Origin of the sequence: Streptomyces sp. NPDC002588 (genome assembly GCF_040295925.1) — a bacterium.
Taxonomy (GTDB): Bacteria; Actinomycetota; Actinomycetes; order Streptomycetales; family Streptomycetaceae; genus Streptomyces.
The window spans coordinates 1-24,178 of the sequence record NZ_JBEOWF010000020.1; the positions used below are offsets into that span (position 1 = coordinate 1).

General features: G+C 71.5%; 22 protein-coding genes and 1 pseudogene. 14 read left to right on the top strand and 9 right to left on the bottom strand.

The features are described from left to right. Positions 1–93: 93 nt before the first annotated feature. Positions 94–2,268 (bottom strand): transglycosylase domain-containing protein, encoded by a 2,175-nt coding sequence (locus tag ABT057_RS23205; RefSeq protein WP_352345389.1) that lies wholly within the window; start codon positions 2,266–2,268, stop codon positions 94–96. 797 nt (positions 2,269–3,065) lie between these two features. Between ABT057_RS23205 and dacB the strand changes: the two genes are divergently transcribed. After that, positions 3,066–4,280 carry a D-alanyl-D-alanine carboxypeptidase/D-alanyl-D-alanine endopeptidase gene (gene dacB / locus ABT057_RS23210; RefSeq protein ID WP_352345391.1) on the top strand — a complete coding sequence of 405 codons (1,215 nt, stop codon included), beginning with the start codon at positions 3,066–3,068 and terminating at the stop codon, positions 4,278–4,280. A gap of 182 nt (positions 4,281–4,462) precedes the next feature. Next, on the top strand, positions 4,463–5,812 hold the full coding sequence (locus ABT057_RS23215; protein ID WP_352345393.1) for a COG1361 family protein: 1,350 nt from the start codon (positions 4,463–4,465) through the stop codon (positions 5,810–5,812). 134 nt (positions 5,813–5,946) lie between these two features. Here ABT057_RS23215 and ABT057_RS23220 read toward each other — a convergent pair whose 3' ends face one another. Further along, the gene (locus ABT057_RS23220) at positions 5,947–6,771 is read right to left on the bottom strand and encodes a hypothetical protein (RefSeq protein ID WP_352345395.1); all 825 of its coding nucleotides are present in this window, start codon (positions 6,769–6,771) and stop codon (positions 5,947–5,949) included. Between the two features lie 89 nt (positions 6,772–6,860). Then, positions 6,861–7,493, bottom strand: a complete 633-nt coding sequence (locus tag ABT057_RS23225; RefSeq protein ID WP_352345397.1) for an RNA polymerase sigma factor — start codon at positions 7,491–7,493, stop codon at positions 6,861–6,863. A 515-nt stretch (positions 7,494–8,008) separates the two neighbouring features. Between ABT057_RS23225 and ABT057_RS23230 the strand changes: the two genes are divergently transcribed. After that, a complete protein-coding gene (locus ABT057_RS23230) occupies positions 8,009–8,503 on the top strand; it encodes a DUF1877 family protein (RefSeq protein ID WP_352345399.1) in 495 nt (164 codons plus the stop codon). Positions 8,504–8,549: 46 nt separating this feature from the next. Here ABT057_RS23230 and ABT057_RS23235 read toward each other — a convergent pair whose 3' ends face one another. Together ABT057_RS23235 and ABT057_RS23240 are read right to left on the bottom strand one after the other, a co-directional pair. Then, positions 8,550–9,605, bottom strand: a complete 1,056-nt coding sequence (locus tag ABT057_RS23235; protein WP_352345401.1) for a fatty acid desaturase family protein — start codon at positions 9,603–9,605, stop codon at positions 8,550–8,552. 304 nt (positions 9,606–9,909) lie between these two features. Then, positions 9,910–10,677: a hypothetical protein gene (locus tag ABT057_RS23240; RefSeq protein ID WP_352345403.1), complete on the bottom strand. Its 768-nt coding sequence runs from the start codon at positions 10,675–10,677 to the stop codon at positions 9,910–9,912. Between the two features lie 110 nt (positions 10,678–10,787). On the opposite strand from ABT057_RS23240, the gene ABT057_RS23245 reads away from it, so the two are divergent. The 5 genes from ABT057_RS23245 to amaP are packed head-to-tail and all read left to right on the top strand — an operon-like array spanning position 10,788 to position 13,218. Next, the gene (locus ABT057_RS23245) at positions 10,788–11,219 is read left to right on the top strand and encodes an Asp23/Gls24 family envelope stress response protein (protein ID WP_352345405.1); all 432 of its coding nucleotides are present in this window, start codon (positions 10,788–10,790) and stop codon (positions 11,217–11,219) included. Between the two features lie 38 nt (positions 11,220–11,257). Continuing rightward, positions 11,258–11,485, top strand: coding sequence for a hypothetical protein (locus ABT057_RS23250; protein WP_352345407.1), 228 nt, complete (start codon positions 11,258–11,260; stop codon positions 11,483–11,485). Next, positions 11,482–11,928, top strand: a complete 447-nt coding sequence (locus ABT057_RS23255; RefSeq protein WP_352345409.1) for an Asp23/Gls24 family envelope stress response protein — start codon at positions 11,482–11,484, stop codon at positions 11,926–11,928. Before ABT057_RS23250 ends, ABT057_RS23255 begins: the two co-directional genes overlap by 4 nt. Further along, positions 11,925–12,614 carry a DUF6286 domain-containing protein gene (locus ABT057_RS23260; protein ID WP_352345411.1) on the top strand — a complete coding sequence of 230 codons (690 nt, stop codon included), beginning with the start codon at positions 11,925–11,927 and terminating at the stop codon, positions 12,612–12,614. Before ABT057_RS23255 ends, ABT057_RS23260 begins: the two co-directional genes overlap by 4 nt. Positions 12,615–12,624: 10 nt before the next feature. Next, positions 12,625–13,218, top strand: a complete 594-nt coding sequence (amaP, locus tag ABT057_RS23265; RefSeq protein WP_352345413.1) for an alkaline shock response membrane anchor protein AmaP — start codon at positions 12,625–12,627, stop codon at positions 13,216–13,218. A 117-nt stretch (positions 13,219–13,335) separates the two neighbouring features. Here amaP and ABT057_RS23270 read toward each other — a convergent pair whose 3' ends face one another. Continuing rightward, entirely contained in the window at positions 13,336–13,617 is a 282-nt protein-coding gene (locus tag ABT057_RS23270; RefSeq protein ID WP_352345622.1) for a hypothetical protein, read from the bottom strand. A 492-nt stretch (positions 13,618–14,109) separates the two neighbouring features. On the opposite strand from ABT057_RS23270, the gene ABT057_RS23275 reads away from it, so the two are divergent. Both ABT057_RS23275 and ABT057_RS23280 read left to right on the top strand, forming a co-directional pair. Next, positions 14,110–14,685 (top strand): DUF5994 family protein, encoded by a 576-nt coding sequence (locus ABT057_RS23275; protein WP_352345415.1) that lies wholly within the window; start codon positions 14,110–14,112, stop codon positions 14,683–14,685. Positions 14,686–14,951: 266 nt separating this feature from the next. Continuing rightward, positions 14,952–15,581: a hypothetical protein gene (locus tag ABT057_RS23280; RefSeq protein ID WP_352345417.1), complete on the top strand. Its 630-nt coding sequence runs from the start codon at positions 14,952–14,954 to the stop codon at positions 15,579–15,581. A gap of 15 nt (positions 15,582–15,596) precedes the next feature. On the opposite strand, the gene ABT057_RS23285 is transcribed toward ABT057_RS23280, so the two are convergent. Continuing rightward, complete coding sequence (locus ABT057_RS23285; protein WP_352345419.1) at positions 15,597–16,826, bottom strand: PP2C family protein-serine/threonine phosphatase; 1,230 nt, start codon at positions 16,824–16,826, stop codon at positions 15,597–15,599. 376 nt (positions 16,827–17,202) lie between these two features. Here ABT057_RS23285 and ABT057_RS23290 point away from each other — a divergent pair, with 376 nt between their 5' ends. Further along, entirely contained in the window at positions 17,203–18,540 is a 1,338-nt protein-coding gene (locus ABT057_RS23290; RefSeq protein ID WP_352345421.1) for a chloride channel protein, read from the top strand. 9 nt (positions 18,541–18,549) lie between these two features. On the opposite strand, the gene ABT057_RS23295 is transcribed toward ABT057_RS23290, so the two are convergent. Then, positions 18,550–18,834 (bottom strand): hypothetical protein, encoded by a 285-nt coding sequence (locus tag ABT057_RS23295; protein ID WP_352345423.1) that lies wholly within the window; start codon positions 18,832–18,834, stop codon positions 18,550–18,552. A gap of 120 nt (positions 18,835–18,954) precedes the next feature. Here ABT057_RS23295 and ABT057_RS23300 point away from each other — a divergent pair, with 120 nt between their 5' ends. After that, on the top strand, positions 18,955–19,722 hold the full coding sequence (locus tag ABT057_RS23300) for a hypothetical protein (RefSeq protein WP_352345425.1): 768 nt from the start codon (positions 18,955–18,957) through the stop codon (positions 19,720–19,722). A 287-nt stretch (positions 19,723–20,009) separates the two neighbouring features. Further along, a complete protein-coding gene (locus ABT057_RS23305; RefSeq protein ID WP_352345427.1) occupies positions 20,010–22,172 on the top strand; it encodes a SpoIIE family protein phosphatase in 2,163 nt (720 codons plus the stop codon). A gap of 37 nt (positions 22,173–22,209) precedes the next feature. Here ABT057_RS23305 and ABT057_RS23310 read toward each other — a convergent pair whose 3' ends face one another. Continuing rightward, a complete protein-coding gene (locus ABT057_RS23310) occupies positions 22,210–23,394 on the bottom strand; it encodes a type III polyketide synthase (protein WP_352345429.1) in 1,185 nt (394 codons plus the stop codon). 510 nt (positions 23,395–23,904) lie between these two features. On the opposite strand from ABT057_RS23310, the pseudogene ABT057_RS23315 reads away from it, so the two are divergent. Continuing rightward, positions 23,905–24,087, top strand: a pseudogene (locus ABT057_RS23315) (DUF4232 domain-containing protein); the annotation flags it as partial. Positions 24,088–24,178 lie beyond the last annotated feature (91 nt).

Genomic DNA, 24,178 nt, shown 5'->3' on the forward strand with positions numbered 1-24,178 from the left:
CCTAGTAGCTCCGCTACGAGGGCTTCCGCCCGGCACGCCGAGAGCACGCACCGAACGCCGCTCCTTCTCCCGCGGAGATCCATCAGAAGGGCCCTACGGCTCGGGAGTCGTGCCCGTCAGGGGAGCCTCCTGCCGCGCCTCCTCGGACCCGCCCGAGCTGGCCGACGAGGCCGAGTTGTCGGCCAGCGGATCCTTGGCCGACCCGGACGGGTCCGTCGCGGGGGGAGTGGGCTTCGGCGTCGATGACGCCTGCGCGCCCTGTCCGGGCTTCTGCTCCGTCGAGGTCCCGTCCTCGCCCTGGTCGGACGTCTGCGTCGTCTTCGATTCGTCCTCGGCCGGCTCAGGCATCGTGCGCTTCAGGTCGAAGTCGCCGGTGTAGCCCATGAAACGGGCCCAGATCCGAGGCGGAAAGACGTTGCCGCGGAGGGAGTCGGCGCCGCCCACGTCCGTGAGGGGGAGGAGCTGGGCCTGGCCGGGCTTGTTGCGGAAGAAGGTGATCGCGGTGGACACGTTCTTGGTGTAGCCCACGAACCAGGCCGACTTCGTCAGGTCGTTGGCGCCGGTGGCGACGGACGCGGAGCCGGGGACGATGGACTGGGTGCCGTTCTCGCGGGCCACACTCTGCAGCACCTTGTCGACGGTCGCGGCCACCTCCGGATCGAACGCGGTACGCGGCTGAGGGCGGTCGAGACCGCCGACCCGCTTGCCGTGCCTGAGGACCCGGGACACCGAGTACGGATCGTTCTGCTCGCCTCCGTTGGCGAAGGTCGAGTAGGCGTCGGCCATGCGGATGGCGCTGGGTGTCGAGGTGCCGATCGGGAAGGTCTGCTCCAGGGGGGCCATGCTGCTCCGCAGCAGCCCGGCACTGACGGCCGCGTTCCGGATCAGACCCCAGCCTATGGACTTGCCCAGTTGGACGAAGGGGGCGTGGGCCGAGGTCACCAGGGCGCTCATCATGTCCGAGATGGTGGGGGGAGGCGTGTCCCCCGAATAACGTATGGGCCGGGCGCGCCGCTCGCCGTCGAGGAGGGCGGCGAGCGCGAACGGCTTGAACACCGACCCGGCCGCGACGCCGGACGTGTCCGCGTTGTTGGTGAAGTGCTTGGTGGCGTCCGAGCCGCCGTACAGAGCGAGTACGGCACCGTCCCCGGGACGGATGGTGGCGGCGCCGACCTGGACGTCGCGGTCGGTGGCACGACCCTTAGGGTCGAGGCCCCGGCCGATGACGTCCTTGACGGCCCGCTCCAGCCGCTGCACCTTGTCCTTCTCGAAGGTGGTGTGGATCCGGTAGCCGCCGCGCGCGAGGTCCTTGTCGGCCAGCCCGGTGCGCTTGGTGATGTAGGCGTTGGCGACATTGACGAGATAGCCGATCTGGCCGGCCATGCTCGTCGACACCGACTCCTTCTTCGGCTCCGGGAACTTGCGGTACTTGGCCCGCTCCGTCGGGGTCATCAGCCCGATCGCGACCTCGCGGTCCAGGATCCAGCTCCAACGCGCCACCGCACGGGCGTGGTTGGCGGCGCTGAGCGAAGGGTCGTACTGTTCCGCGCCCTTCAGCGTCGACGCCAGCATCGCGGCCTGGCTGGGGTCGAGGTCCTTGGCCGGAATGCCGTAGTACGCGTAGGCCGCGGCCTGGATCCCGTACGTCTGGCGGCCGAACCAGCTGCTGTTCAGATAGCCCTGGAGGATCAGTTCCTTGCTCTTCGTCCGGCTCAGCTTCAGGGAGATGAAGAATTCCTTGATCTTGCGGGTGTAGGTCTGGTCCTGCGACAGATAGGTGTTCTTCACATACTGCTGGGTGATGGTCGAACCGCCCTGGACCTCATCGCCCTTGGCCATGTTGACGACCGCGCGTAACTCGCCCTTCAACGAGACGCCGGGATCGTCGTAGAAGGTCGCGTTCTCCGCCGCCACCACCGCGCTCCGCATCGAAACGGGTATCTGGGACAGCGGCACGATCTGCCGGTCCACCGCCCCCACGGCCGTCATCTGGCTGCCGTCCGCCCAGTAGTAGACGTTGGCCTCCTGTCGTGCCGCCGCGTTCTCGTCCGGTATGCCGACCTGCGAGTACACGTAGGCGAAGAGCCCGCACAGGCTGCCGACGGACAGCAGAAAGCCCCCGAGCAGCAACCGCCACGACGGCAGCCAGCGCCGGAGGCCTTTTCTGCCACGGCGCGGATAGTCGATCAAGCGCCTGCGGCGGGAGCCGGCGGCACGGTGTTTTCGTGCCGGGGGCGAGGACGGTTCCTGCGACGGGGACTTGCGCATCGTGGGGGAACTCCTTGTTCGGGCAGTCGTCCCGGGGGCGACGGCATCCGCGGGTGGTCCCGCGCTCCGCGAGGTGATCAGGGCGGGAACGCGAACGGTTGTCAGGTGACGGTCGGCTCGGCTCGGTTTCCACGCCGGGCGGTCGCCACCTCGACAACTGGCGACTGCCGGAAAGGCGTTATGAGGTGCCCGGGGGACATCGGCGGGTTCCGTGCGGGCGGCGCGGAGGGAGGGGCGTAGGCCGGCGAGCGGTCCGACGGTCTCTCCGGCGAGGGGGGCGCCCAGGGCGAGGCCGAGGGCGGGGCGATACCCGGCGTCATGTCCGTAGAGGCTGGAGCGCCCATGTGATCGGACCGAGCTCGGAATGTCACGAAACCGTAACGCCGGACCGGTCGCGACCATGTGGCCGTCCGCCCGAGGTCTGCCGCCGGATCCGCGCCGACGGCAACCGGACGGTCCGCGACCGCCCGTACCCGTCGTCTTCCCGGCGATCCATCAGAGCACGAACTCTGCTCCGCCGACGCCCTGGTCACCGCCGCCGAGCGTGCCGCTGACGCGCGACACCGTCCCGAAGATCGCCGTTACGGAACCGAGACCAAACGAACCTGGGGCGGTCTTCAGCCGCTGATCACATGTTCGCCGTACGGGACGGACCCGGGCCGGCTGGGCCCGCCGGACAGGCGCGGCCCATCGTTTCAGGGCCAGTGGCGGCCGGCAGACGCAAAGGAGAGAACGCTTTGGGCAGGCATGCGCGTCCACGTGGCAGGAACGGGACAACCGGCAGGAACGGCCAGCGGGTGGCCGTGATCGCGGTTCCGGTGGTGGCCGCGATGGCCATGACCGCCACTTCCGCATCGGCGGCGAGCGGGCTGTCGGCGGCCGACAAGGCGATGGCCGGGAAACTGAACCAGCGGGTGGGCGTCGCCAACCTGGGCGGCAATGTGGTGGGCGAGGTCCGGGACGTCGCCTCGGGGCAGACGGTGTGGTCCAAGAACCGCGCAACGGGGGTGATGCCCGCGTCCACCAACAAGCTGGCGACCGCGGTCGCCGCGCTCACCGTGCTGGGTCCCGGCCACACCGTGAAGACCAAGGCCGTCTACCGTTCCGGAGCGGTGTATCTGGTCGGCGGCGGCGATCAGCAGCTCAGCTCCGCCGACCTGAAGAGTCTCGCCACCGCCGCCGCCAAGGCCCTCAAGGCCAAGGGCCACAAGTCGGTGCGGCTGATGTTCGACGACCACCTTTTCGCCGCCCCCAGCCTCGCCACCGGCTGGAACAGCGGCTACTACCCGGACACCGTCGCTCCGGTCCGGGCCCTGCGGATCGAGGGGAACAACACCCAGGACACCGCGCTCACCGCCACCAAGTACTTCGCCCAGCAGCTCACCGCCCACGGCATCACGGTGGGCAAGCCAGCCCGTGCCAAGACACCGTCGGGCAGCACGGTTCTGGCCACCCACAAGTCCAAGCCGCTGTCGACGACCGTGGAATACATGCTCAAGCACAGCGACAACGACATCGCCGAAGGCCTGCTGCGGCTCACCGCGCTCGGCCAGGGCCGGGCCGCCACCTTCGCGGGCGGCGCCGCCGCGGTCCACGCCGTGCTCGTCAAGTACGGCATTCCGCTCACCGGCGTGAAGGAGTACGACGGCAGCGGTCTGTCCCGCAGCGACCGGATGACCGCCGACGCGCTCTCCGCCATCGCCGGACTCGCCGTCGACACCCGCTACCAGGCCAAGCTGTGGCCGATCCTGAAGGGCCTGCCGGTCGCGGGAGTCGACGGCACCCTCAGCACCTCCTACGGCCGTTTCACCTCCTCGTCCGCCTCCTGCGCCGTCGGAAAGGTCGAGGCCAAGACCGGCTCCCTGAACGATGTGTCCGCCCTGGCCGGAGTCACCAAGGGCGCGGACGGCCGCTGGAAGAGCTTCGCGTTCGTCGAGAACGGCACATCGCCCACCGCCACCGTCAAGCAGGGCCTGGACGGCCTCGCCGCCACGGTCCAGGGCTGCTGGTAGCACCGACGCTCACCGGCGAGCGCAGGCGGACTCGGCGCCTGCCTCGCGGGTGATCAAGGAGACGGTAAAAACCACGCACCAAGCGCCCCCACACCTACAACCCTTCGTCACGGCAGCTCGTCCAATTCCCGCCCGGTGCTGCTCACCGTGCCGGGTCTCTTCTGTCGCATCTGGGGGATGTCATGAGAACTGTCTCCGTCGGGCGTGTGCTGCGTCGCGGGGCGAGTGCCGGAGCCGTGACGGCGCTGGTCGTCGCCGGTCTCGGCAGTGGGGTCGCCTTCGCCGACGACGAGGCGCAGACCGATCAGCTGTGGATCCAGGCCCCGTACGAGCAGACGGCCATCGTCGCCCCGGACGACGGTGCGGCGCAGTACCGGTCGCTGGCGCTCGGCCTGTACCACGACAACGACAACTTCACCGTGACCGACGGGCGGCTGACCGTCGACGTCTCCGGGCTCGCCGGGGTCGCCGAGGTGGCCTGGCCCGACAACTGCACGCCGAACGACTCCGGCACCGTCGCCGTGTGCGACACCGGTGACGTGCCGACCCGCTACAGCGCGCAGGTGCAGCTCAAGGTGCGGGCCGCGGCCGGCGCAGCCGTGGGAGCGCAGGGCGCGATCGAGTACTCCGCCGAGGCCACCGGCGGACCCGACGGCACGCTCGTGGCCCCGGAGGGCTCCGTGGAGACCTTCGTCACCGTCGGCTCCGGCCCGGACCTGGGCGTCGGCGCCCCGCAGGACGTCACCGGCGTCGCGCCCGGCACCAGCCTCACCGTGCCGTTCTCCGTCACCAACACCGGCAACGAGACCGCCCACGGCTTCACCGTGAAGATGTGGGCGACGTACGGCCTCGACGTCGTCACCCGCTACCCGCAGTGCACCTACACCGGCCCGGACGACAGCGGCGAGTACACGGCGATGACGTACGCCACCTGCTCCTTCGACACCGACGTCGCGCCCGGCGCCACCGTCGGACTCCCGGAACCGCTGCGGCTCGCCGTCACCGACCACGCGCTGTACGAGCGGTTCGACTACGAGATCGAGCCCGGCGCCGACGCCACCGACCTCGACAGCTCGGACAACAGCCGCTCCTGGCACATCGACGCCGACAACACCGCCGACTTCGCCGTGCACGGCAGCAAGGCGAGCGGCGCGGCCGGCGACACCGTCACCGCCGGCTTCCGCTTCGTCAACCGCGGCCCGGCCTGGGTCGGCAACGTCAGCTCCGGCGACCCGGTGGCCGTGATCGACTACTACCTCCCGGAAGGCACCACGGCCACCTCCGTCCCCGGCACCTGCCACACGGCCTGGACGTCCGGCGACGACCCGGCCATCGGCCACTACGCCTGCACCCTCCCGCTGTGGGCCAAGCCGGACCTGAAGGTCGGCTTCCCGTTCCGGCTGCGCATCGACCGGGTCGTCCCCAACGCGACGGGCCACGTCATCGCCCACCCCCACTCCGACACGTCCCTCACCTTCGACCCGAACACCAAGAACAACTCGGCCAAGGTCGTCGTCAACCCGTGCCCCTGACACGCTGAGATCCGTGTCCTGATCACCGCATACGACGAAAGAAGGGCCCAGGTCCTCGACCTGGGCCCTTCACCATGGAAGAGCGACACCGACGGGTCTGTCCTGCCATGCGGCCCGGCCGACGGGCGCAGCCGTCACTCGTCCTTGGCGTCGCCCGCGTGGCCGTTGCCGGATCCGTTGTCCGAGCCGCCGGCGTCGTTGCCGGGATTCCCGTTGCCCGACGTGCCGTTGTTCCCGGACGTGCCGTTGTTCCCCGCCGCGCCCGTGCCGGCGCCCCCGGTGCCCTCACCGGGTTTCGCCGTGCCGTCGGACCCGCCCGCCGCGGCCGTCGCCCGCGCCAGCTGTTCGGCGCAGTACGCGGCGACCTTGCTCTCGCCGCCCGCCGCCGCGACGAGTCGCTGCCAGGCCGTGGCGTCGAGCGCCTTGCCGCGGTCCTCGACGTGCTGGTAGGCCCGGCAGTGGGCCTCGGTGTCCTGGGCGGCTGTCGAGGCGTCCGTCGGTCCGCCGCCGCCGGAGGAAGCCGACGAGGTCGCACCGCCCGGCCGGGCCGGGGCGGACACCGAGGGGTGCGGGGTTGCCCGGCCGGCACCGGCACCGGCGCCGGCCGTGGACGAGCCGGCCGAACCGATGGCCGCGACCGCGACACCGCCCAGGGTGAGACTGGCGAACACGGCCACGAACGTCGTCTTCACCGGGCGCCCGGAACGCCGCTCCGCGGGCAGCCGCCAGTCGTCCCTGCGCCGGGTACGCGCCCGATGCGCGCCCGCGCCGCGGGCGGCCCGGAAGGCGGCCACGGCCCGCTGCTCGGCCTCGGGGGCGAGATCGCCTTCGCGCAGGACGGCGGCCAGCACCGTCTCCAACGCGGTGTCGTCACCCAGGTCCCACGGGCCGGACACGGTGTCCTCAGGGTGCGCACGTCGACGGCCCGGCACTCCTTCGCCGCTCAGCCGTTCACCCATGTCCGTTTCCGTTCCTGTCCGCCATGTTCGATTCATCCGGCGTTCCGGGCCCTGGTGCCCGTCCGCCGGCCCACTGCCGTGAGCGTCGTTCATTTCGACTCCCCCAGCGTCCGGGAAGCCCCATCCGTCACACCGTCCGCCGCCTGGCCCCCGACGCCCAACTGGTGGGCGAGGCGCTTGAGACCTCGGTGGGCGGCGGTGCGCACCGCTCCCGGGCGCTTGCCGAGGACGCGCGCGGCGGCGGTGCCGTCCAGGCCGACGACGACCCGCAGGAGCACGGCCTCGGCCTGGTCCTTCGGCAGCCCGCGGACCAGTTCCAGGGCCCGCTCGGTGGAGAGGGTCTCCAGCGCCTGGTCCTGGGTGCTGTGCGGGCCGGGCAGGTCGAGTACGTCCTGTTCGGTCCCTCCCGACCGGGGCCGCACCCGCTGGCGGCGCAGATGGTCCAGGGCCCGGTGCCGGGCGATGGTCGCCGTCCAGCCGCGGAAACCGGCCCCGTCCCCCCTGAACCGTCCGAGGTCACGGGCGATCTCCAGCCAGGCGTCGGACGCCACGTCCTCCGCGTCCTCGCCGACGAATCCGCGCAGATAGCCGAGCAGGCCCGGCTGCACGATCCGGTAGGCGACCGCGAAGGCGGCCTCGTCCCCGTCCTGGGCCCGCGCGACTGCCGCGCCCAGTTCCCCGTCGTACGTCTGTACGCGGCGGGATTGCCGTGCCTGGCCCAAGACTGTCCTCGTTCGCACCTGGTTCAAAGCGAGTCCGTTCCGTCCTGTGAGCCCGTGGGCATCGACGGCCCCATGGAGACCAGCGCGCGTCCTCACAGAAGTGTCACAGCGCATCAGGAGTCCCTCACGTCGTCGCCGAGGGCCCTGTCGCGCGGCCGGTGCGGCCGTGAGGGCCGTCGGCGGCTCCAAGAAAGCGGCGGCGTACGGACGTTGAGCCGTTCCGTACGCCGGGGCCGGACGGCGTCACGGCTCGGCGACGCCCGGCGGATCCGGTGCCCGGACACCGGTGCGCGACCCGCGCCGTCCCGGCCGGGTGACGTCCCGCGCCGGACGTGCGCTGTGTGAGTACCGGGTTCGCACCGGACCGGCCGACGTGATCGGTGATCGCCAGGCCGGACGACGGTGCCACGACCACGCCCGGAACCCTCTCCGCGCCGCTCTTGACTCCCCCCGGGAGCGACGTGGAGAGGGACGGGGGGCGTGATGCTCCGGCGCCCCCGTGCGCTCCATCTGTGATGAGTATCTACTTCCATCTGCGAGCGGTGCCGCCCCCGGCACTGCGCAACAGCGCGACCTGGCTGGAACGGCTGTTCGGCGACGACCGGGACACCGTCCGGTACCGCGTCGACCGGCACCGGGAGGAGGTGCTGGACAGGCGTTATCTGGACCAGGAACTCCTCTACGCGGGCGCTCCACCGCATCGCGCGGGGGAGCGACCCCAGACCCAGGTGGTGCTCGGCGGCCGGCCGGTGTTCCACCCCGATCGGTACAAGCCGCCGTTCCTGGTGCTGACGGCGGGCCAGGCGCACCGGGTGTCCAGGTTCCTGGCGAGGGCCGACTTCGACGCGCTGTGGGTCTCGTCCCGCGACGAACTGCTGCCGCGCTACGGCGGCGTCACCGCGGAGCCCGGCACGCGGGGCGTTTTCGCGGCGGCGCACCGGGAGCTGATGGAGTTCTACGCGCGGACGGCCGAGTGCGGAGACGCGGTGGTGAAGTGGCTGCCGACCTGAGGCAGGTTCGGCCGGCCAGGTCCCAAGGGCGGGTCCTGGGCGGGTCCTAGGCGGGTCCTGGGCGGGGACGCGGGCGTGCCCTGAGAGGTGCTCCGGCCTGGTGGAGACTGGTGAGGGCCTGCCGGTAGGAGGTGATCAGCCCGGTCTCCGCGTAGTCCAGACCCAGTTCCTCGCAGTGGCTCCGGACGATGGTCCTGGCCTTGCGCAGGTTGGGGCTGGGCATGCTGGGGAACAGGTGATGCTCGATCTGATGGTTCAGCCCGCCCAGTGCGACGTCGGTGAACCGGCCGCCGCGCACGTTGCGTGAGGTGAGCACCTGGCGGCGGAGGAAGTCCGGGTGGTCTTCGCCGGTCAGGATCGGCATGCCCTTGTGGTTGGGCGCGAAGAGGGAGCCGAGGTAGACGCCGAACAGGCCCTGGTGGACGGCGAGGAAGGCGATCGCCATGCCGGGCGGCAGCAGCCAGAGCAGGACGGTCAGATAGACCGCGAAGTGTGCGAACAGCAGGGCGCCGTCGAGGGTCCGGTGCTTGAGCGAGCGATCGGCCAGCGCCTTCACGCTCGACACGTGCAGGTTGAAGCCCTCCAGTGTGAGGAGCGGGAAGAACAGGAACGCCTGCCGGCCGCCGATCAGGCGGGGGAGCCCCTTGGCGGCCCGCGCCTGGTCCGGGGACCAGACCAGCAGGTCGGGGTCGAGGTCGGGGTCGAGTTCCTCGTGGTTGGGGTGGGCGTGGTGGCGGGTGTGTTTGTCCTGCCACCACCCGTAGCCCATCCCGATACCGGCACCGGCGATCCGTCCGGACGTTTCGCTGGCCCGGCGTCGGCGGAACACCTGGCGGTGGGCCGCGTCATGGGCGAGCAGGGCGACCTGGCCGAAGACGACGGCCAGGAAGACGGCGACCGTCAGTGTCCACCAGCTGTCGCCGACGAGCGCGACGGCGGCCCAACCGCCGGCGTAGAGCCCGGCCACCACCGTGATCCGCAGGGCGTAGTAGCCGGGACGGCGCCCCAGCAGGCCGGCATCGGCGATCTTTCTCGACAGTCGGGCGAAGTCACTGCCGGACGTCCGCGAGGGCGGGGGGCGGACCGTGGTGATTCTGCTCATGATGGTGAAACTCTCTCCGAAGGCGGCGGCGGCAGATGGTTCGGCTGGTTCGGCGCCGCCTCGGGAGCCGCTGAGACCGGGCCGCAGACAGGGATGCGCTTCCGTCGACGCGGGAGACGCATCGCGCGGCCGCGGAGACGACGTCTGCTTCGTCTGCCGGCGGCAGCGCAGGCCCTCTGTCTGCATGCGGGTTCCCTGCCGGCCACGTCTCACACCGTGACAGGACAGGGATTCCGGACCGGAAGTGCGCTTTCCCGGCAGGACCTAGGTGTATTGGGCCGGACGGTCAAGAGGGCCGGGCTGATCAGGCCGCGGTTTCCGTGACGAGCACCGCGGCGGTGACCGGGCCCGGAGCGTCGGCGGCGGCCGCGGTGGCCACGGCGTCCCGGACGGCGCGGGCGACTTCCAGTGGATGGTGACCCGGGGCGACCGCGAGTTGGACCTCGAGTCGTCGGCCGGGTGGATCGTCGCGGTCCTCCACCTTGACCGGGCGGCTTCCCAGTACGGCGGTGAGGCGGGCGACGCCCGGAACACCCTTCGCGACCTCCCCCGACTCCCCGGCGGGCCCCGGCATGGATCCTGTTGCGGTCACCGGGGGCGAGCTTCGCGCGGCGGCCGCGGCTTCCGGCGTGGGCCTCATGGCCCTGGCCGCGGTCCGCGACTTCACGCCCGTCCCCGGGCCGTCATGGAGATCCGTGACGCGCAGGTCGGCGGTCACGGTCGCCAGGCCGAGCCGTTCGGCGGCCGCGTTCAGCAGCGCGCTCCTCAACTGGTCGGCGGTCTCGGGCAGCGGCTGCCCCAGGGATGCCGTGAAGGCGGCTTCGACCGTGAGCGGGCCGGGCGGCAGCGCGCCGGCCGGTGGCCGGACGGCCGGCTCGGACACGGGTTCGAGAGGTGTCGGCCCGATACGCAGAGACTCCAGCCGAACGCCGGGAATCCCGGCGGCGGCGCGCGCGAGGGCCCGGACGGCCGCCTGCTCGGTGATCCATGCCCCGTCGTCGGGCCCGCCGAGCGGGAGCAGTCGGCCCAGGCCGAGCTGATGCCGCACTGCCTGCGTCCACGTCGCGGTCACCGGCTCCTCACCCTCTCTTGCCCTCGATCCGCATCTCGGGCAAAGCGGATAATGCGAATATAATATGAACAAAAAGTGCACTATGGGCTCCTTGAGGGAGGAATGCCCTGATGACTGAGAACACCGACGCGAAGCGCGGTGGTGCGCCCGGCTCTCGCGGCCGGACGACCCTCGCCGATGTGGTGGTGGAGAAGATCGCCGGAATGGCGGCACGGGACGTGATCGGCGTCCATGCCCTGGGCAGCGGATTCGCGCGCTCGATGGGATCCATGCGGGAGCGGATGCCCGGTGCCGGCAGCGGCAAGTCCGTCACACGCGGGGTCAGCGTCGAGGTCGGAGAGCTGCAGGCGGCCATCGACCTGGAGCTCGTCGTCGACTACGGCGTCTCGATCACGGACGTGGCCGGTGCGGTGCGGGAGAACGTGATCGCCGCGGTGGAGCGGATGGCGGGACGGGACGTCGTGGAAGTCAACATCATGGTCAGCGACGTCAAGCTGCCCGACGAGGAGGACGAAGGGGAAGAGCGGCAGCGGATCCAGTAGCGGGGGCGCAGCAGCACGCTTGAGTGAGGGAGCGCGTGATGAGCAGGGCCGTGGTGGGCTTGATGGCCGGAATGGCGCTGGGATTCGCCGCGTATTTCGGTGACTTCTGGGCTTTCCTGCTGGTACTGGGGCTGGGCGTCGTCGGTCTCCTGGCCGGGCGCTTCATGGAGGGCGATCTCGAACCGGGCGACTTCGTCCGCCGCCGGGACCGGCAGGGGCGGATCCGCGATGACCGGCGACGGGCCCGGGAAGACTGGCGGCAGTGACCGCTGAAGCCGATCGGAGACCGCGCATCCCCCGCGGGGAGCGCGGTGCGACCGCAGTCGCCGACAGGGTCGTCGCGAAGATCGCTTCCCGGGTGGCGCGCGAGACGCTGAGCCGGTTCACCGAGTCGACCGGCCGCGTACCACCCGGCCGCCGGACGCCACGCGTGACCACATCGGTGCGGCGGGCACCGGAGCGTGACACCACAGGACGAGACGGCGGGTCCGCCGCCGGACGACAGGCGGTGCTCGGCGAGGCACGGCTGCGCGTCACCGTCGACCTCGGCTATCCGTCCGACATCGGGGCACAGTGCGCGGCGGTGCGCCGGGAGGTCACCGAACGGCTCAGGACATGGGCCGGCATGGAGGTGTCCGACCTCGCGGTGTCGGTCGAGAGACTGCACTCGGTACATACGCGGCACACGGACCAGGAGAGGGTGAGATGAGCGCGAACACCTGGCGGCAGCCGACCGGTGACAGCGGCCTTCCCCCCGAATCCGGGCAGCCGGCTCCGTCCGCCGACGGTACTCCGGGCGAGGGCGCGGGCCCGACGGCGGCGACCGACGAACCAGGCCGGCCGCCGCGTCGTTTCTGGTCGGCGCGGCGGATTCCCGCGGCCCTGGTGGCCCTGCTGTCCGCCGGGGCCACCGGACTGCTCCTGTACGACGTGATCTCGGTGCGGGCAGGCGGGTCCGCGATGTTCTGGCGGCGGCGGCTCGCCGAGGAACTGGCCACACGACCACTGGACGACATCTGGATGATCGTCGGGGCCGCGGTGGCGATGGCCCTCGGCCTGTTGCTCTTCCTGCTGGCGGTGACGCCGGGACTGCGCAGGCTGCTGCCCATGCGCCGGCCCACCGGTGTCCCCGGGACACAGGAGGTCCGCGCCGGGCTCGACCGCCGCGCGGCGGCCCTGATCCTGCGCGACCGGGCCATGCAGATGCCCGGTGTCCAGTCGGCACAGGTCGCTGTCGGCCGCCGGCGGGTCAAGGCCCGGGCACAGGCACATTTCCGCGATCTCGAGGAGGTCCGCGCGGACCTGGACGCCACGCTGGGGGAAGCCGTGACGTCCCTGCGGCTCGCCCGCGGACCCGAACTCACGGTGGGCGTCCGGCGCCCCAAGAAGGGCTGAGGTGATCCTGATGCTCAAGCCGGTGAACCGGGTGCTGCTGGCGCTTCTCGGGCTCGGACTGTTCGCCCTGGGCGGCGGCGTGCTGATGGGCGGGCTGGATCTGCAGCGCCACTGGGACTTCGGCATGCCGGGCTGGTGGCCGTTCCGCGGGCCGGACGATGTGGTGCTGGGTGTCGAGGGACGCACCCGGTGGCGGGAAGAGGGCTGGTGGTGGCCGACCGTCATCGCGGTGCTCGCCGTGCTGCTGGTCCTGCTGCTGTGGTGGCTCTTCGCGCAACGCAGACACCGCCTGGACCGGGTCGTCGTCAACAGCGAAGACGGGGTGGCGGTCCGACTCGACGGCCCCACGCTGGAGGACGTCATCGAGGAAGAGGCACAAGCCCTGGACGGGGTCTCGCGGGCTCATGTCCGGCTGACGGGCCGGCGTACCGCTCCGAGCGCACGCGTGCGGCTGTTGCTGGAGCCGCACGCGGATCCGGCGCGGACTCTGGGGCGACTGAGCCGGGAAACACTCGCACACGCACGGGACTCGGCCGGCCTGGACAGCCTCCCGTCGAAGGTCCGACTTCGGGAAGCCCGGCACCGCGCCCGACGCACCGCCTGAGATCCCCCGTGCCCCAACGACCCCGGCGTATACACACCGGGGTCGCCCTTCCGGGCCGGTCGCACGTGAGAGTGTTCCGACCCGCTCTCATGCTATGCCCGGTGCACATTTCGGGCATCAGGTGTTTCGCGGTCCTTGGATTTCGTCCGTCTGCGTACGGCCGTCCTCCGAGGACCGACTGGTGACCAGCCAGGACCGTGCGGGCTCTGCCGCCCGGGCGGTGTCCACCGTGAGGTGGAGGCGGGTTCCGCCGGCCACCGTGCCGACGGGATAGCTGCGCTGCTCGGACGAGGCGAAGCAGCGACGGAGAACCTCAGCGACCTGGCGGGCGGCCTCGGGGGACGAGGCGACGAGGCGCACGTCGACGTTCCCGGCAGAGGGCGGTTCCGGTGACTCCACGGGGTGACGCCGCCCAGGCCTGTCCACTGCTTCCACCGGGGAACGCGCCTCCACCGGGGAACGCGCGGAATCGTCCGCGGCACCGCCCGGCTCGCGGTCCTCGGCAGAGGACGACGCGGCAGCGGGCGATGCGGAAGGCTTGTCGGCTCGCCGGTTCTTCGCCCGCCGGCGGCCGATTCCCGGCAGCGCCTCGCTGTAGCGGTAGGCCGCGATCCTTGCGTCGTGCTGAGCGTTGAGCTGATGGACGAGGGCGATTCCCAGGGCGATCACGACGATGATCAGCGCCGCGGTGATGACAGTCTCCACGTCCTCACCTCCCTCGGTATTTCGACCCTACTCCGCTCCTTCGCCGGCGCCACGGTCCGTTCGGCTTGTCCGAGGAGTAGGCTGACGGCACCGAGGATATTTCGCGCACCGGCTTTCAAGCTCGTGTCGTTTTCGGCGATCGAATAGGCCGGGCCGGCCGCGGTCGGCCCGGGACAGGTTCGCGTGATGACTGCGACCATTTCCCTCTCGCCGACACTCGAAGACCGGCTGTCGTCCTCCCCCGCTTCTTCCTCTCTCCGCCTGTCGCTGGCTCCCGGCCCCGCGCCGGCCCTGCTGGACGGCGCATGGTGGCCCCGCTCCCGCGACCTCACGGCGGAACTCCCCGTCCTGACCGCCGTACTGGAGCCGCTGTGGGGGCGGATCACCCGGGTCACGGTGAATCCCACCCACTGGCCGGTCGTCCCGCGCAAGGTGCCCGTCGCCCGGCATGTGGTGAAGGTGGGCTGGTTCCTGCCCGAGCAGGATCCGCACGAACTGCTGCTGCTCTCGTACAACGTGGGCCGCTGGAACCTCCTGGTGGTCCCGCCGGAGACGGACCCCGTCTCGGCCGCCTGGCTGATGGCCGCCGCGAGCGACCCCCTCGGCACATCGACCGCGAGCCGGTTGATGGAGGAGGCGGCGCGCCTGCGGACGGTGTCCGAGACCGACCGGGCCGTGGAGGCGGTCTGGGACTCCGAAGGGGGACCGGCCCGCGCCTCGGTGGCCATGACCGCACGGGACGACAACGACGCCCCGGCCTGACCGCACAGCGCGCGCTCCGGTGCCAGGGGCCGCGCCCAGCAACCGAGTTCGGCAACCGACGGCGGGAACTCGGTTGGCCGGCCCGGAAGTTCACCCCGTCCGTCACCACGCCCGCACACCTTCACCCGCACCCTCATGCGTCCGAACAGGGGAACCATGACCCTTCCACAGCTGAACGTCCACCGGCACGGCCGAGACACCCGCGCTCCGGTCACGGGCGGTGCGCCGTGACGGCCCCGTACGGTGAGGGAAGCGCACGGTCCGCCATGGCCGCGTTGCGCCTGCGCCGGCTGAACCGCTGGCAGGCCGAGACCCTCAAGGAGGACCTGGCCGATCTGTACGTGGAGTCCTCCCGGGCACGGCCCGGCGAGGGGTACCGGGACCGGGAGGCGTTTCTGCGGCGGCTGACCGGCGCCGTCCGGCGGCCCGGCTTCGCCCTGCTGATCGCGGAGAGCACCGCTTTCGCCGGGTGTGTCTACGGATTCCCGGTACGGCGCGAGGGGACGTGGTGGCGTGGGTTCGACGGACCTCTTCCGCGGAGCGTCGAACAACTCACCGCATCCGGCCACGTGTTCGCGGTCACCGAGACCCTGGTGCACCCTCACACGGATGTCCCGGGCCTCGCCCGCCGTCTCCAGAAACGCCTGCTCGCCGACCATCACGCCTCGCTCGGGGCGACGTTGGCGGAACAAGCCGACCCGGCGGCCTGCGACGCCCTTCTGTCCTGGGGCTGGCAGGACATCGGGACGGTCCGCCGTCCCTCGGACCGTCCAGGTCCTGGGCCGTCGGACGCCGTGGTGCTCCGGGCCCTGGTGCTTCCGCTCGGACTCGGGGCGCGTACGGCTGCCCACCCGGACGGGCTGGCTCACGAAAACCGCACCCAACGGCCCTGCTGAAGGCCCGGAGGCAGGTCACAGACGCAGGACGACCAGGGCGGTGTCGTCGGTGTCGCCGGTGGGCGGCAGAAGGTCGGTCAGGAGAGCCTCGGCCAGGGTCTCGGGGGCCGCGTGCCGATGGTGGGCGAGGGAGCCGGCGAGGCGGGCCAGGCCGGTGTCGATGTCCTCGGTACGGCGCTCGACGAGCCCGTCGGTGTACAGGACGAGGGTGCTGCCCTCGGTGAAGGGGAGGTGCGCCTGAGGCCGGGGGAGGTGCTCTGGGCGGGTCGCGAGCGGTGGGTCGGTGGCCCGGTCGAGGAAGGTGACCGTGCCGTCCGGGTCGACGAGTGCAGGCGGGGGGTGGCCGGCGCAACTGTAGGTGATGGTGTGGCTGTCCCAGTCGATGAAGGTCGTCACGACGGTCGTGGCCTCCGCGCCCTCGACGAAGCGCGCGTACAAGCCGAGGGCCTCCAGGGCCTGGGCGGGACCGTCGGCGACGCGACAGGCCGCGCTCAGTGCGCTGCGCAACTGTCCCATGGTGCAGGCGGCGGCGAGGCCGTGGCCGACGACGTCGCCGACGGCGATCGCGAGGTTCCCGCCGGGCAGGTCGACCAGGTCGTACCAGTCGCCGCACACGTTCAGCGCGCCGACGGCGGGCCGGTAGCGCACCGCCGCCGCGTGCTCCCCGGCCGGGCCCGGCGCGGGCAGCATCGCCGCCTGGAGGGCCAGGGCGACCTCGCGTTCGTGGGCGTGCGCCCGGCGCAGCCGTTCGTTGACCTCCTGCAGTTCCCGGGCGCGGGTGTACAGCTCGGCCTCCAGCACGCGGGCCCGGCTGTCGTCGCCCGGACCGCCGAAGACGCGGATGAGTTCGGTGACCTCCTCCACCCGGTGCACGATCAGCACGACCTGCCCGTCGGGGCCGAGGACGGGCGCGTTCACCGGGCTCCAGTAGTGCTCCTGCCAGTGCCCGGGGCGCTCGGGATCCTCGATGTCGTAGCGGAGCAGCGCCATCGTGTCGCGCTCGCCGGTTGCCACCGTACGGAGCATCGACGCCTCGGTCTCCCGCCGGCCGGCCGCCGCCGGGTCGTTCGGGTTCTCGGGGAAGACGTCGAAGATGTACCGGCCCAGCAACTGCTCCCTGGTACGTCCGGCCAGCCGCAGAAAGTCGTCGTTGGCGTCGGCGTACACCAGTTCGGGGGTGAGCAGGGCCACCATTCCGGGCAGGGCCCGGAAGACCGCCGCGTAGTCGATCTGCGGGTTCCTCATGTCCTGCCCCGTCTGCCTCGGTGCTGAGCGTCACTGTGCGGTTCCACGATAGGAGTGCGAGCGCGACGGGGCCTGGGCGCGGCGTCCTCCCGGCCCTGCGCATGGGTTCCAGGAGGCGCGCGCCGGACGGCGTTCAGAGCGTTTCCGAATTCTTCGGCCCTGATGGTGAACGCGATGAAAGGACCCGGCGGGCCGAGCGCCCTCGCCTGCCGCGCCGTCCAGGGCGACACCCATGGGCGGTCTTGAAATGCCTGGGCGGGAACACCGTGCCAAGCTCGGAACCACGCCGCTCGCACCGGGTGGCGGGGCGTTCCGGGTTCGCTGAAAGCAGCCGGTGAGACCACAACGAGGTCCGCATCGCGAGGAGGCATTGCGCATGCCGGTCGCCAGGACCGGGTCCGAGGCCGCGTCGCCCCCGGACCCCATGACCATGCTTCGGAGCCGCGCGTACCTGGTGCTTCTGCTGATGGCCGCGTTGATCGGCGTACCGGTGTCCGCGGCGGCTTACGGCTTCCTGGCGCTGGTCGGCGAACTTCAGCCATTGATCTACACGGATCTGCCCGAGTCACTGGGGTTCGACGGAACGCCGCCGTGGTGGCCGCTGCCGCTCCTGGCCGTAGGAGGGCTGCTCGCGGGACTGACCGTCCGGTACCTGCCGGGACACGGTGGGCATGAACCGACAGCCGGGTTCAAGGCTTCCGGTGTGCCCACACCCGTCGAGCTGCCCGGCATCTTCTTCGCCGCTCTGGCGACGCTCTGCTTCGCCGCCGTCCTCGGACCCGAGTCGCCTCTCCTGGCGCTCGGCGGCGGGCTCGCTGCCGGCGCCGTGCGGATGGTCAGGCGTGACCCCCCGGAGCAGGTGACCGCGGTGCTGGGCGCGGCGGGCAGTTTTGCGGCCGTCAGCTCACTGCTGGGGTCGCCCCTGCTGGGAGCGTTCCTCCTGATGGAGGCCTCGGGGCTGGGCGGGCCGATGATGGCGCTGGTACTCGTGCCCGGCCTGCTGGCCGCGGGCATCGGCGCACTCATCTTCGTCGGGCTGGGATCCTGGACCGGGCTGGGCACCTACTCGCTGACACTTCACGACGTGCCCGAGGCCACGCGCCCGACAGCGGCGGAGTTCGGCTGGGCTCTGGTCATCGGACTGTCAGCGGCACTCGTGGGTGTGGGAATCCGATGGCTCGCCGTCCGGCTCAGGACGCACGTCGAGCGGCGCCGGGTGCCGGCCACGGTGCTCATGGGCCTGGTCGTGGCGGGGCTGGCGATCGGCTACGCGGAGGGCACCGGCAAAGCAGCGGCCGACGTGCTGTATTCGGGGCAGACCGCGCTGAATCCACTCCTCAGGCACAGCGCCGCGTATTCGGTGGGAGCGTTGTTGCTGCTGGTGTTGTGCAAGGGCCTGGCCTTCTGCGCATCGCTCAGCAGCTTCAGGGGAGGTCCGATCTTTCCCGCGATGTTCGTGGGAGCGGCGGGCGGCATCCTGTTCTCCCACCTGCCGGGGCTGACCCTGGTCGCGGGGTTCGCCATGGGCATCGGAGCGATGAGCGCCGCGATGCTGAGACTTCCGCTGGTCTCCGTCCTGCTCGCCTCACTGCTGATCGGGGCACAGGGCCTCACCGTCATGCCGCTGGTGATCGTCGCGGTGGTGGTCTCGTACGTCGCGACGGCGAGGCTCACACCTTCTCCTGCCCCGGAAGCGGGGCAGGAGAAGGCGTGATCAGTACACCTAGCGGGCCAGCGACCCGTTCTGGGCCTCGGACGCGGACTGCCACGCCTGCACAGCCGCTCGGGACGCCTCCTTGGCCTGCTGCCACTTCGCGGCCGCCTGCTGGGCCGGGGGCACGTCCATGTCGTGGATCATGCGCCGACCTGCCGTGAGCACGGCGAAGGTCCCGATGGCCATGCCGGCGCAGGCCACCGCGGTACCGGCCACGGTGAGCGCGGCGCCGGTCGTGAGGAGCCGGGTGTCGATCTCGATCGCCCGATGGGACTGGTGGTGATGTTGGTTCATGACTCCACCATCCAACGGGGGGAACCGCCTCGCATCCCGGCCAGCGGCCCAGGACGCCGGGTAAGGTGGCGATCTTCGGCCGGTGGAAGCCGTACGGAGTCCTCGAAGGCCGGGCACATCTTGCATCTCGCCGACAGTCCCGCGGGCCGCCGCCTCACCGCCGCCCTGGAGAACCTCTCCGTCACCTTCCGCGGCATGACCGCGGACCCGGACGAGCACAACTGCGAATGTCACTGGGGCAGCCCGGAAGAGCTCTCCCTTCTGAAGACGCCGGACGTGGAACTGGAGCCGGATCTCCTGCGCCGGACCTGGCAGGCCATCGACTGGACCGATCACCCGGCTGTGCTGCGCCGCATCCTGCCGCAGTTCGCCACGGCCCTGGTCGCCGGTCGCGCGGAGCCCCTGTTCGGACCGGAGGAGGCCGGAGACTCCTTCGCCCGCGGCCGCTGGCAACAGTGGCCCGACGAACAGGCCGATCCGGTACGCGAGTTTCTGCATGCCTGGTGGGTGCAGAGCCTCACCGATCCGGATGCGGCCGTCCCGGCGCACCAGGTCTTCGTGACGTGTGCCGAGGCGTCCGGAACGCTCGGCCCCTGGCTTGCCGACTGGGAAGAGCAGACCGGGCAGCTCAGCGACCGACGTCTCGCCGAGGCGGCCGCGGAATGGGAGTACGAGCTCCTGGGAGAGAGTCTGCCGTGGAGCGTCGGCTGGTACGAGCACGACGAGGAGGAGCTGCGCGCTGAACTGGTCGCCTGGCTCCTCGGCCACGCCGCGACGCGGCTCCGCGAGTCGGGCGCACCGGCGGATCTGCAGCACCGGATACGGCTGCTCGGACTCACCGGTGCGGACCGCTGGACGGATCCGCACTGGCCCGGCCACCGCTACTGACGGCGTGTGGAGGCCGCACTTCGCCATGCCACGCGTGGCGCGCAGCGGGGCCCTCAGCCCTCCGTCCGTCACAGGACATCACAGGACATCGCAGGACATCACAGGACATCACAGGACGTCACCGGACGTCGCCGTCCACGCCCGCTGTGCGATCCGCTGGTGTAGGCGAAGCGGCCCCGGGTGTTATTGAATGAGGTGTGCGGTCAGGAATCTCGGGACCCTGTCGTCCGGGTTCCGGTACGGCCCCGGCGCTGTGCCGGGATTGGCGAGCGAGCTGAGAGAGCCGCATGGACTCCACCCCCTCCCCGTCGTCTGCGTCGCCGTTCGACATGGTCAGCGGCGCTTTGGGGCAGTACATCCCCCGCGGCGCGGGAGCGGCGGCCGCCGGTTCCGCCGACCCGCCGGGCGACAGCGCCGCTCGGCAGCCCGCACCCGCCGGTCCGCCCCCCGGCCGTCCGGAGCAGATCCTCGGCGCCGTCAACCTGGACCGGGATCTGCGCATCACCCGCTGCAATCTGGACGCCCCCGTCTTCGCGGGGGTGGAGGCCGTGACCGGGAGCCCTTTCGTCGATCTCCTGCCTCCCTGGGACGTACCGACGGTCACCCGGCGGTTGCGGCAGGTCCTCGAGACCGGTGAGCCGCACGTCGCCCGGGTCCAGCGCCTGCGGCGCGGCGACGGGTCGGAGCTGGTGGTCTCGATGAGCATCCTGGCCGCCGCGGCGCCGCAGGAGGGCCTGACCGTCACTCTGATCGCCATGGCCAGGAGGCTGCACCTGTACGCCGCTGAGACCGCGATCGGCACCTCGTTGGACGTCGGCGAGACCGCGCAGTCGCTGGCGCAGTCTCTGCTGGCCTGGGGAGACGTGGCCGCCGTCGACCTCGACTTCGCCGTGTGGACGGGCGAGATGCTCACCGAGCAGCCGCAGGGGCGCATCCATCTGCGGCGGGCGGCCCTGGTGCCGGACCGGGTGTGGCCCGACGGCTATCTGACTCCGGGCGACGACCTTCCCGGCGATGCGAGCCGCCTGCTGGCGCAGGCGATCCGGCGTGACGATGCCGCGCAGGCCATCGTCATACCCGACCGGGAGACGATCGAGCGGGTACTCGGCAGTCCGCGGCTGGTACGTGCCCTGGTGCCCGGTGACCTGGCGGCGGGTGTGGCGTGCATACCGCTGGTCCTGGACGGCGCGCCGCCCGTCGTTCTGGGTGTGGCGGAGGTCTGGCGGCGGGCGGACCGCCCCTTCGACGACAGCGAGCTGTTCGACCTGCAGGAGCTGGTGGCCAGGACCTCTCACCACGTCGACCTGGCCCGTCAGCACCAGCGCGAGCACACGCAGGTGCTGGCGTTGCAGCGCCGACTGCTGCCACGGTCCGGCGGCGACACCATCGAGACCGCCAGCGTCTACCAGCCCGCCACCCCCGACAGCGCGGGCGTCGGCGGTGACTGGGTGAACAGCTTTCCGCTGCCGGACGGCCGTACCGCGCTGGTGGTCGGTGACGTCGTCGGGCACGGCCTGGGAGCCGCGGCGACCATGGGACAGCTGAGCATGGAGGCCCGCGCGCTGCTGTCCGCGGGGCTGGCACCCGACGAGGTGCTGGAGCATCTGGACGAGACCGTGGCGCTGCTGGACGACGCGGAGTCCGGGCTGGCGGCCGGTTACAGCGCCCTCGGGTCGACCTGCTGCATCGCCGTCTACGATCCGGTCGGCCACCACGTGGAGCTGTCCAGCGCCGGCCACCTCCCCCCGGTCCTGGTACCCCCGGACGGGCCCGCCGGCCCGGTCCCGGTACGCCCCCACCCCGGGCTGGGCGCCGAGTTCGCGCTGCGGGAGCCGTTCGACGTGCACGCGTTCGCCGCGCCCCCGGGCTCGCTGCTCGCCCTCTACACCGACGGCCTGGTGGAGGATCCCGCCCTGTCGATCGACGAGGGCATCGGCAGGCTGGCGGACGCTGTGTCCACGGTGCACCCCTGGGATCCCCTGCAGCAGGCCGCGCGGCGCGTGGTCTCGGCGCTCGCGCCGGCGCGCCGGCGCGACGACGTGACCCTGCTGCTCGCACGCATGATCGGCTACCGCAAGGAGGACACCGCGACCTGGCGTCTGCCCGCCCGCGGCGACGCGGCCGCCCGGGCCCGCGCACTGGTCTCCCCGCTGCTGGAGCATTGGGGAACCAGAGACGACACCCGGGACAGCGTGCTGCTGGTGGTCAGCGAACTGGTCGCCAACGCGGTCCGCTTCGCCACCGGACCCGTCACGGTACGGCTGATCAGGGCCGGTGACGGGCTGCTGTGCGAGGTGGGCGACACCGGCAACGGCAGGCCGCGGCTGGGCCGGGGCAGGCTCCTCGACGACGATGGTCGTGGCCTTCACGTCGTGCACGGACTCACCACCCGGTGGGGGGTGCGGTGGACAGACACCGGCAAGGTGGTTTGGGCGTCGGTCGCGAGGTGACGCGGCTGCGGGCCGGGCCTGGCGGCGTGCGCTCGTCCTACAGCCACTCCCCTTCCAGGGCGGTGGCCGTGAGGCCCGGGGCCGCCGCGTACAGGACGGCACGACTGCCCCGTTCCAGCCCGGCGTCGTGCGCTCTTCGCAGGATGTCGAACACGGCGGCGCCTCCGCGGTTGCCGCTGGTGTAGCTGTCCCGGCTGTGGTCCAGCAGCCCCGACGGCCACCCGTCGGGCATCGTCTGCTCCATGTACTCCAGCACCCGTGTCCCGCCGGGGTGAGCGAGCAGAACGTCGGGGTGCCAGGAGTCGGGGTCGTCCTGGTAGCGGAGGCGCAGCCACTCCCACATCGCGGTGACCGTCTCCTGCACGGCGCGCGGCCCGCGCCGGTCCATCACGAAGTGGGTGCCGTCCTCCCGTGTCTCCAGGCGGTGCAGGTCCTGGGTGCCGGGCAGGGTGTGGTGCCAGGCGGCGTCCAGCCGCAGCACCGATTCGGGCCTCGGGCGGCCGGTGACCACCGTGGCGACCGCGGTGTCCGCGAACAGCAACCGGACGATCAAGGACTCCAGAGTGTCGTCCGCGGGCTGGTAGGTCGTGCTCAGTGCCTCCGCGATCACGACCAGGACCACCCGGTCGGGGTCCGCGGCCACGAGGTCCGCCGCCAGCGCCAGGGAGCGGGTTCCGGCGACGCAGGCCCACTGGGTGGCCGGCAGCAGCATCACGTCGGCCCGGAGCGGGAGCTTGTTGGCCAGGGCGACGTCCAGCCCCGGCAGCGCCGGGGTGGTGGAGTGGCTGGTGATCAGACAGTCGACGTCCGCGGTGTCCAGCCCGGCGATCTGCAGGGCCCCGCGGGCCGCACGCTCCCCGCAGGACTGCACGGCCGCCCAGGCCGGCGCGGTGCGCTCCTGGACGGTCTGCGGCGCGGGTATCGCCTCAAGGGCGGCGATCACGCGATCCACGTCCTGTTCGGTGAACCCCTCACCGGCCAGCGCCTCCCGGGTCGGGCCGATGCCGGCAGCCGGGAGGCCGCTCCCGTTGCCAGGGGCGACGGCGGTCTCCAGCGGCAGCATCCAACCGCGGGTTTCGATGCCCGTACCGGCCGCGATGCCGTCGATCCGCGGCGTCCACGCCGCGTGCGGGTGCCGGCTGCGCACTTCCGCCACGATCTGGCTGGTCTTCACGGTGTGTTCGCCGTGTATCACGGCAGGCGGGCACAGGTAAGCGGCCATGGGGGGCACCTTTCTCAGGGGAACGGGGCAGAACGCCACGAACGTTGTGGCATGGGTCACTTCGGCACGGCGCATCCAAGTCGAGGCCGGTGCGCTTCACTTCGGCTTCCGTGTCCGTGTCGAGCATGGACGCCAAAGGGACATTTGCGCTGTGATCTGGGCAACTTGGGCGATATTTGCCGTACGTGACACGGCGCACACCGCCGCACGGGAACCCGGCGCGGTGCCGCGCCCGTCTGACGCGCCGTCAGCGCGGAGGCCGCGACATCACGCACCGACAGCCCGGCAGCGCCGTGGCGGTTCTCCGGCGGCGAGCAGTCGTCCCCGCCGGGGTGGTTCGGTGGCGTCCCATGGAATGGGGGCGGAACGGGCATCGGCCCCGATCGTTCACGAGGATCCGCCGGTTTGCCGCCGGGCGGAGTCCGGCCGCCGGAAAGGTTCTTCGGCACACTGAACCTCCCCCCGGGAGTTGCACATCTTCAGGTGTGCAGGCACGCACTGACCTCGCGCATCACCCTGCTGCCGGTGGCCAGGTCCACGCCGCAGAAGGAGAAGTTCGTTCCGGCGAAGTTCCTGGTCACCCCGCCGAACGAGACGAAGCACTTCACCCTGAAGTGGCCGTTCGGCGGCCAGATCCTCAAGCAGGACGGCGCCACCCGCCCGGGTGCGTACCTCAACCCGGTCGGGCAGTGACCGACTGCTGAAACGGGCCCCGAGTGCCCGGGAGCAGCACGTGCACCGAGTTCCGGGCCCGGCCGCACTGCGGGGCCGGGCGGGACGCTGT

Bases quoted from the DNA above. Each gene is read 5' to 3' on its own strand.
- ABT057_RS23205 (WP_352345389.1), bottom strand. From the start codon at position 2,268: ATGCGCAAGTCCCCGTCGCAGGAACCGTCCTCGCCCCCGGCACGAAAA.
- ABT057_RS23215 (WP_352345393.1), top strand. From the start codon at position 4,463: ATGAGAACTGTCTCCGTCGGGCGTGTGCTGCGTCGCGGGGCGAGTGCC.
- ABT057_RS23220 (WP_352345395.1), bottom strand. From the start codon at position 6,771: ATGGGTGAACGGCTGAGCGGCGAAGGAGTGCCGGGCCGTCGACGTGCG.
- ABT057_RS23230 (WP_352345399.1), top strand. From the start codon at position 8,009: ATGAGTATCTACTTCCATCTGCGAGCGGTGCCGCCCCCGGCACTGCGC.
- ABT057_RS23235 (WP_352345401.1), bottom strand. From the start codon at position 9,605: ATGAGCAGAATCACCACGGTCCGCCCCCCGCCCTCGCGGACGTCCGGC.
- ABT057_RS23245 (WP_352345405.1), top strand. From the start codon at position 10,788: ATGACTGAGAACACCGACGCGAAGCGCGGTGGTGCGCCCGGCTCTCGC.
- ABT057_RS23250 (WP_352345407.1), top strand. From the start codon at position 11,258: ATGAGCAGGGCCGTGGTGGGCTTGATGGCCGGAATGGCGCTGGGATTC.
- ABT057_RS23260 (WP_352345411.1), top strand. From the start codon at position 11,925: ATGAGCGCGAACACCTGGCGGCAGCCGACCGGTGACAGCGGCCTTCCC.
- amaP (WP_352345413.1), top strand. From the start codon at position 12,625: ATGCTCAAGCCGGTGAACCGGGTGCTGCTGGCGCTTCTCGGGCTCGGA.
- ABT057_RS23275 (WP_352345415.1), top strand. From the start codon at position 14,110: ATGACTGCGACCATTTCCCTCTCGCCGACACTCGAAGACCGGCTGTCG.
- ABT057_RS23280 (WP_352345417.1), top strand. From the start codon at position 14,952: ATGGCCGCGTTGCGCCTGCGCCGGCTGAACCGCTGGCAGGCCGAGACC.
- ABT057_RS23285 (WP_352345419.1), bottom strand. From the start codon at position 16,826: ATGAGGAACCCGCAGATCGACTACGCGGCGGTCTTCCGGGCCCTGCCC.
- ABT057_RS23290 (WP_352345421.1), top strand. From the start codon at position 17,203: ATGCCGGTCGCCAGGACCGGGTCCGAGGCCGCGTCGCCCCCGGACCCC.
- ABT057_RS23295 (WP_352345423.1), bottom strand. From the start codon at position 18,834: ATGAACCAACATCACCACCAGTCCCATCGGGCGATCGAGATCGACACC.
- ABT057_RS23305 (WP_352345427.1), top strand. From the start codon at position 20,010: ATGGACTCCACCCCCTCCCCGTCGTCTGCGTCGCCGTTCGACATGGTC.
- ABT057_RS23310 (WP_352345429.1), bottom strand. From the start codon at position 23,394: ATGGCCGCTTACCTGTGCCCGCCTGCCGTGATACACGGCGAACACACC.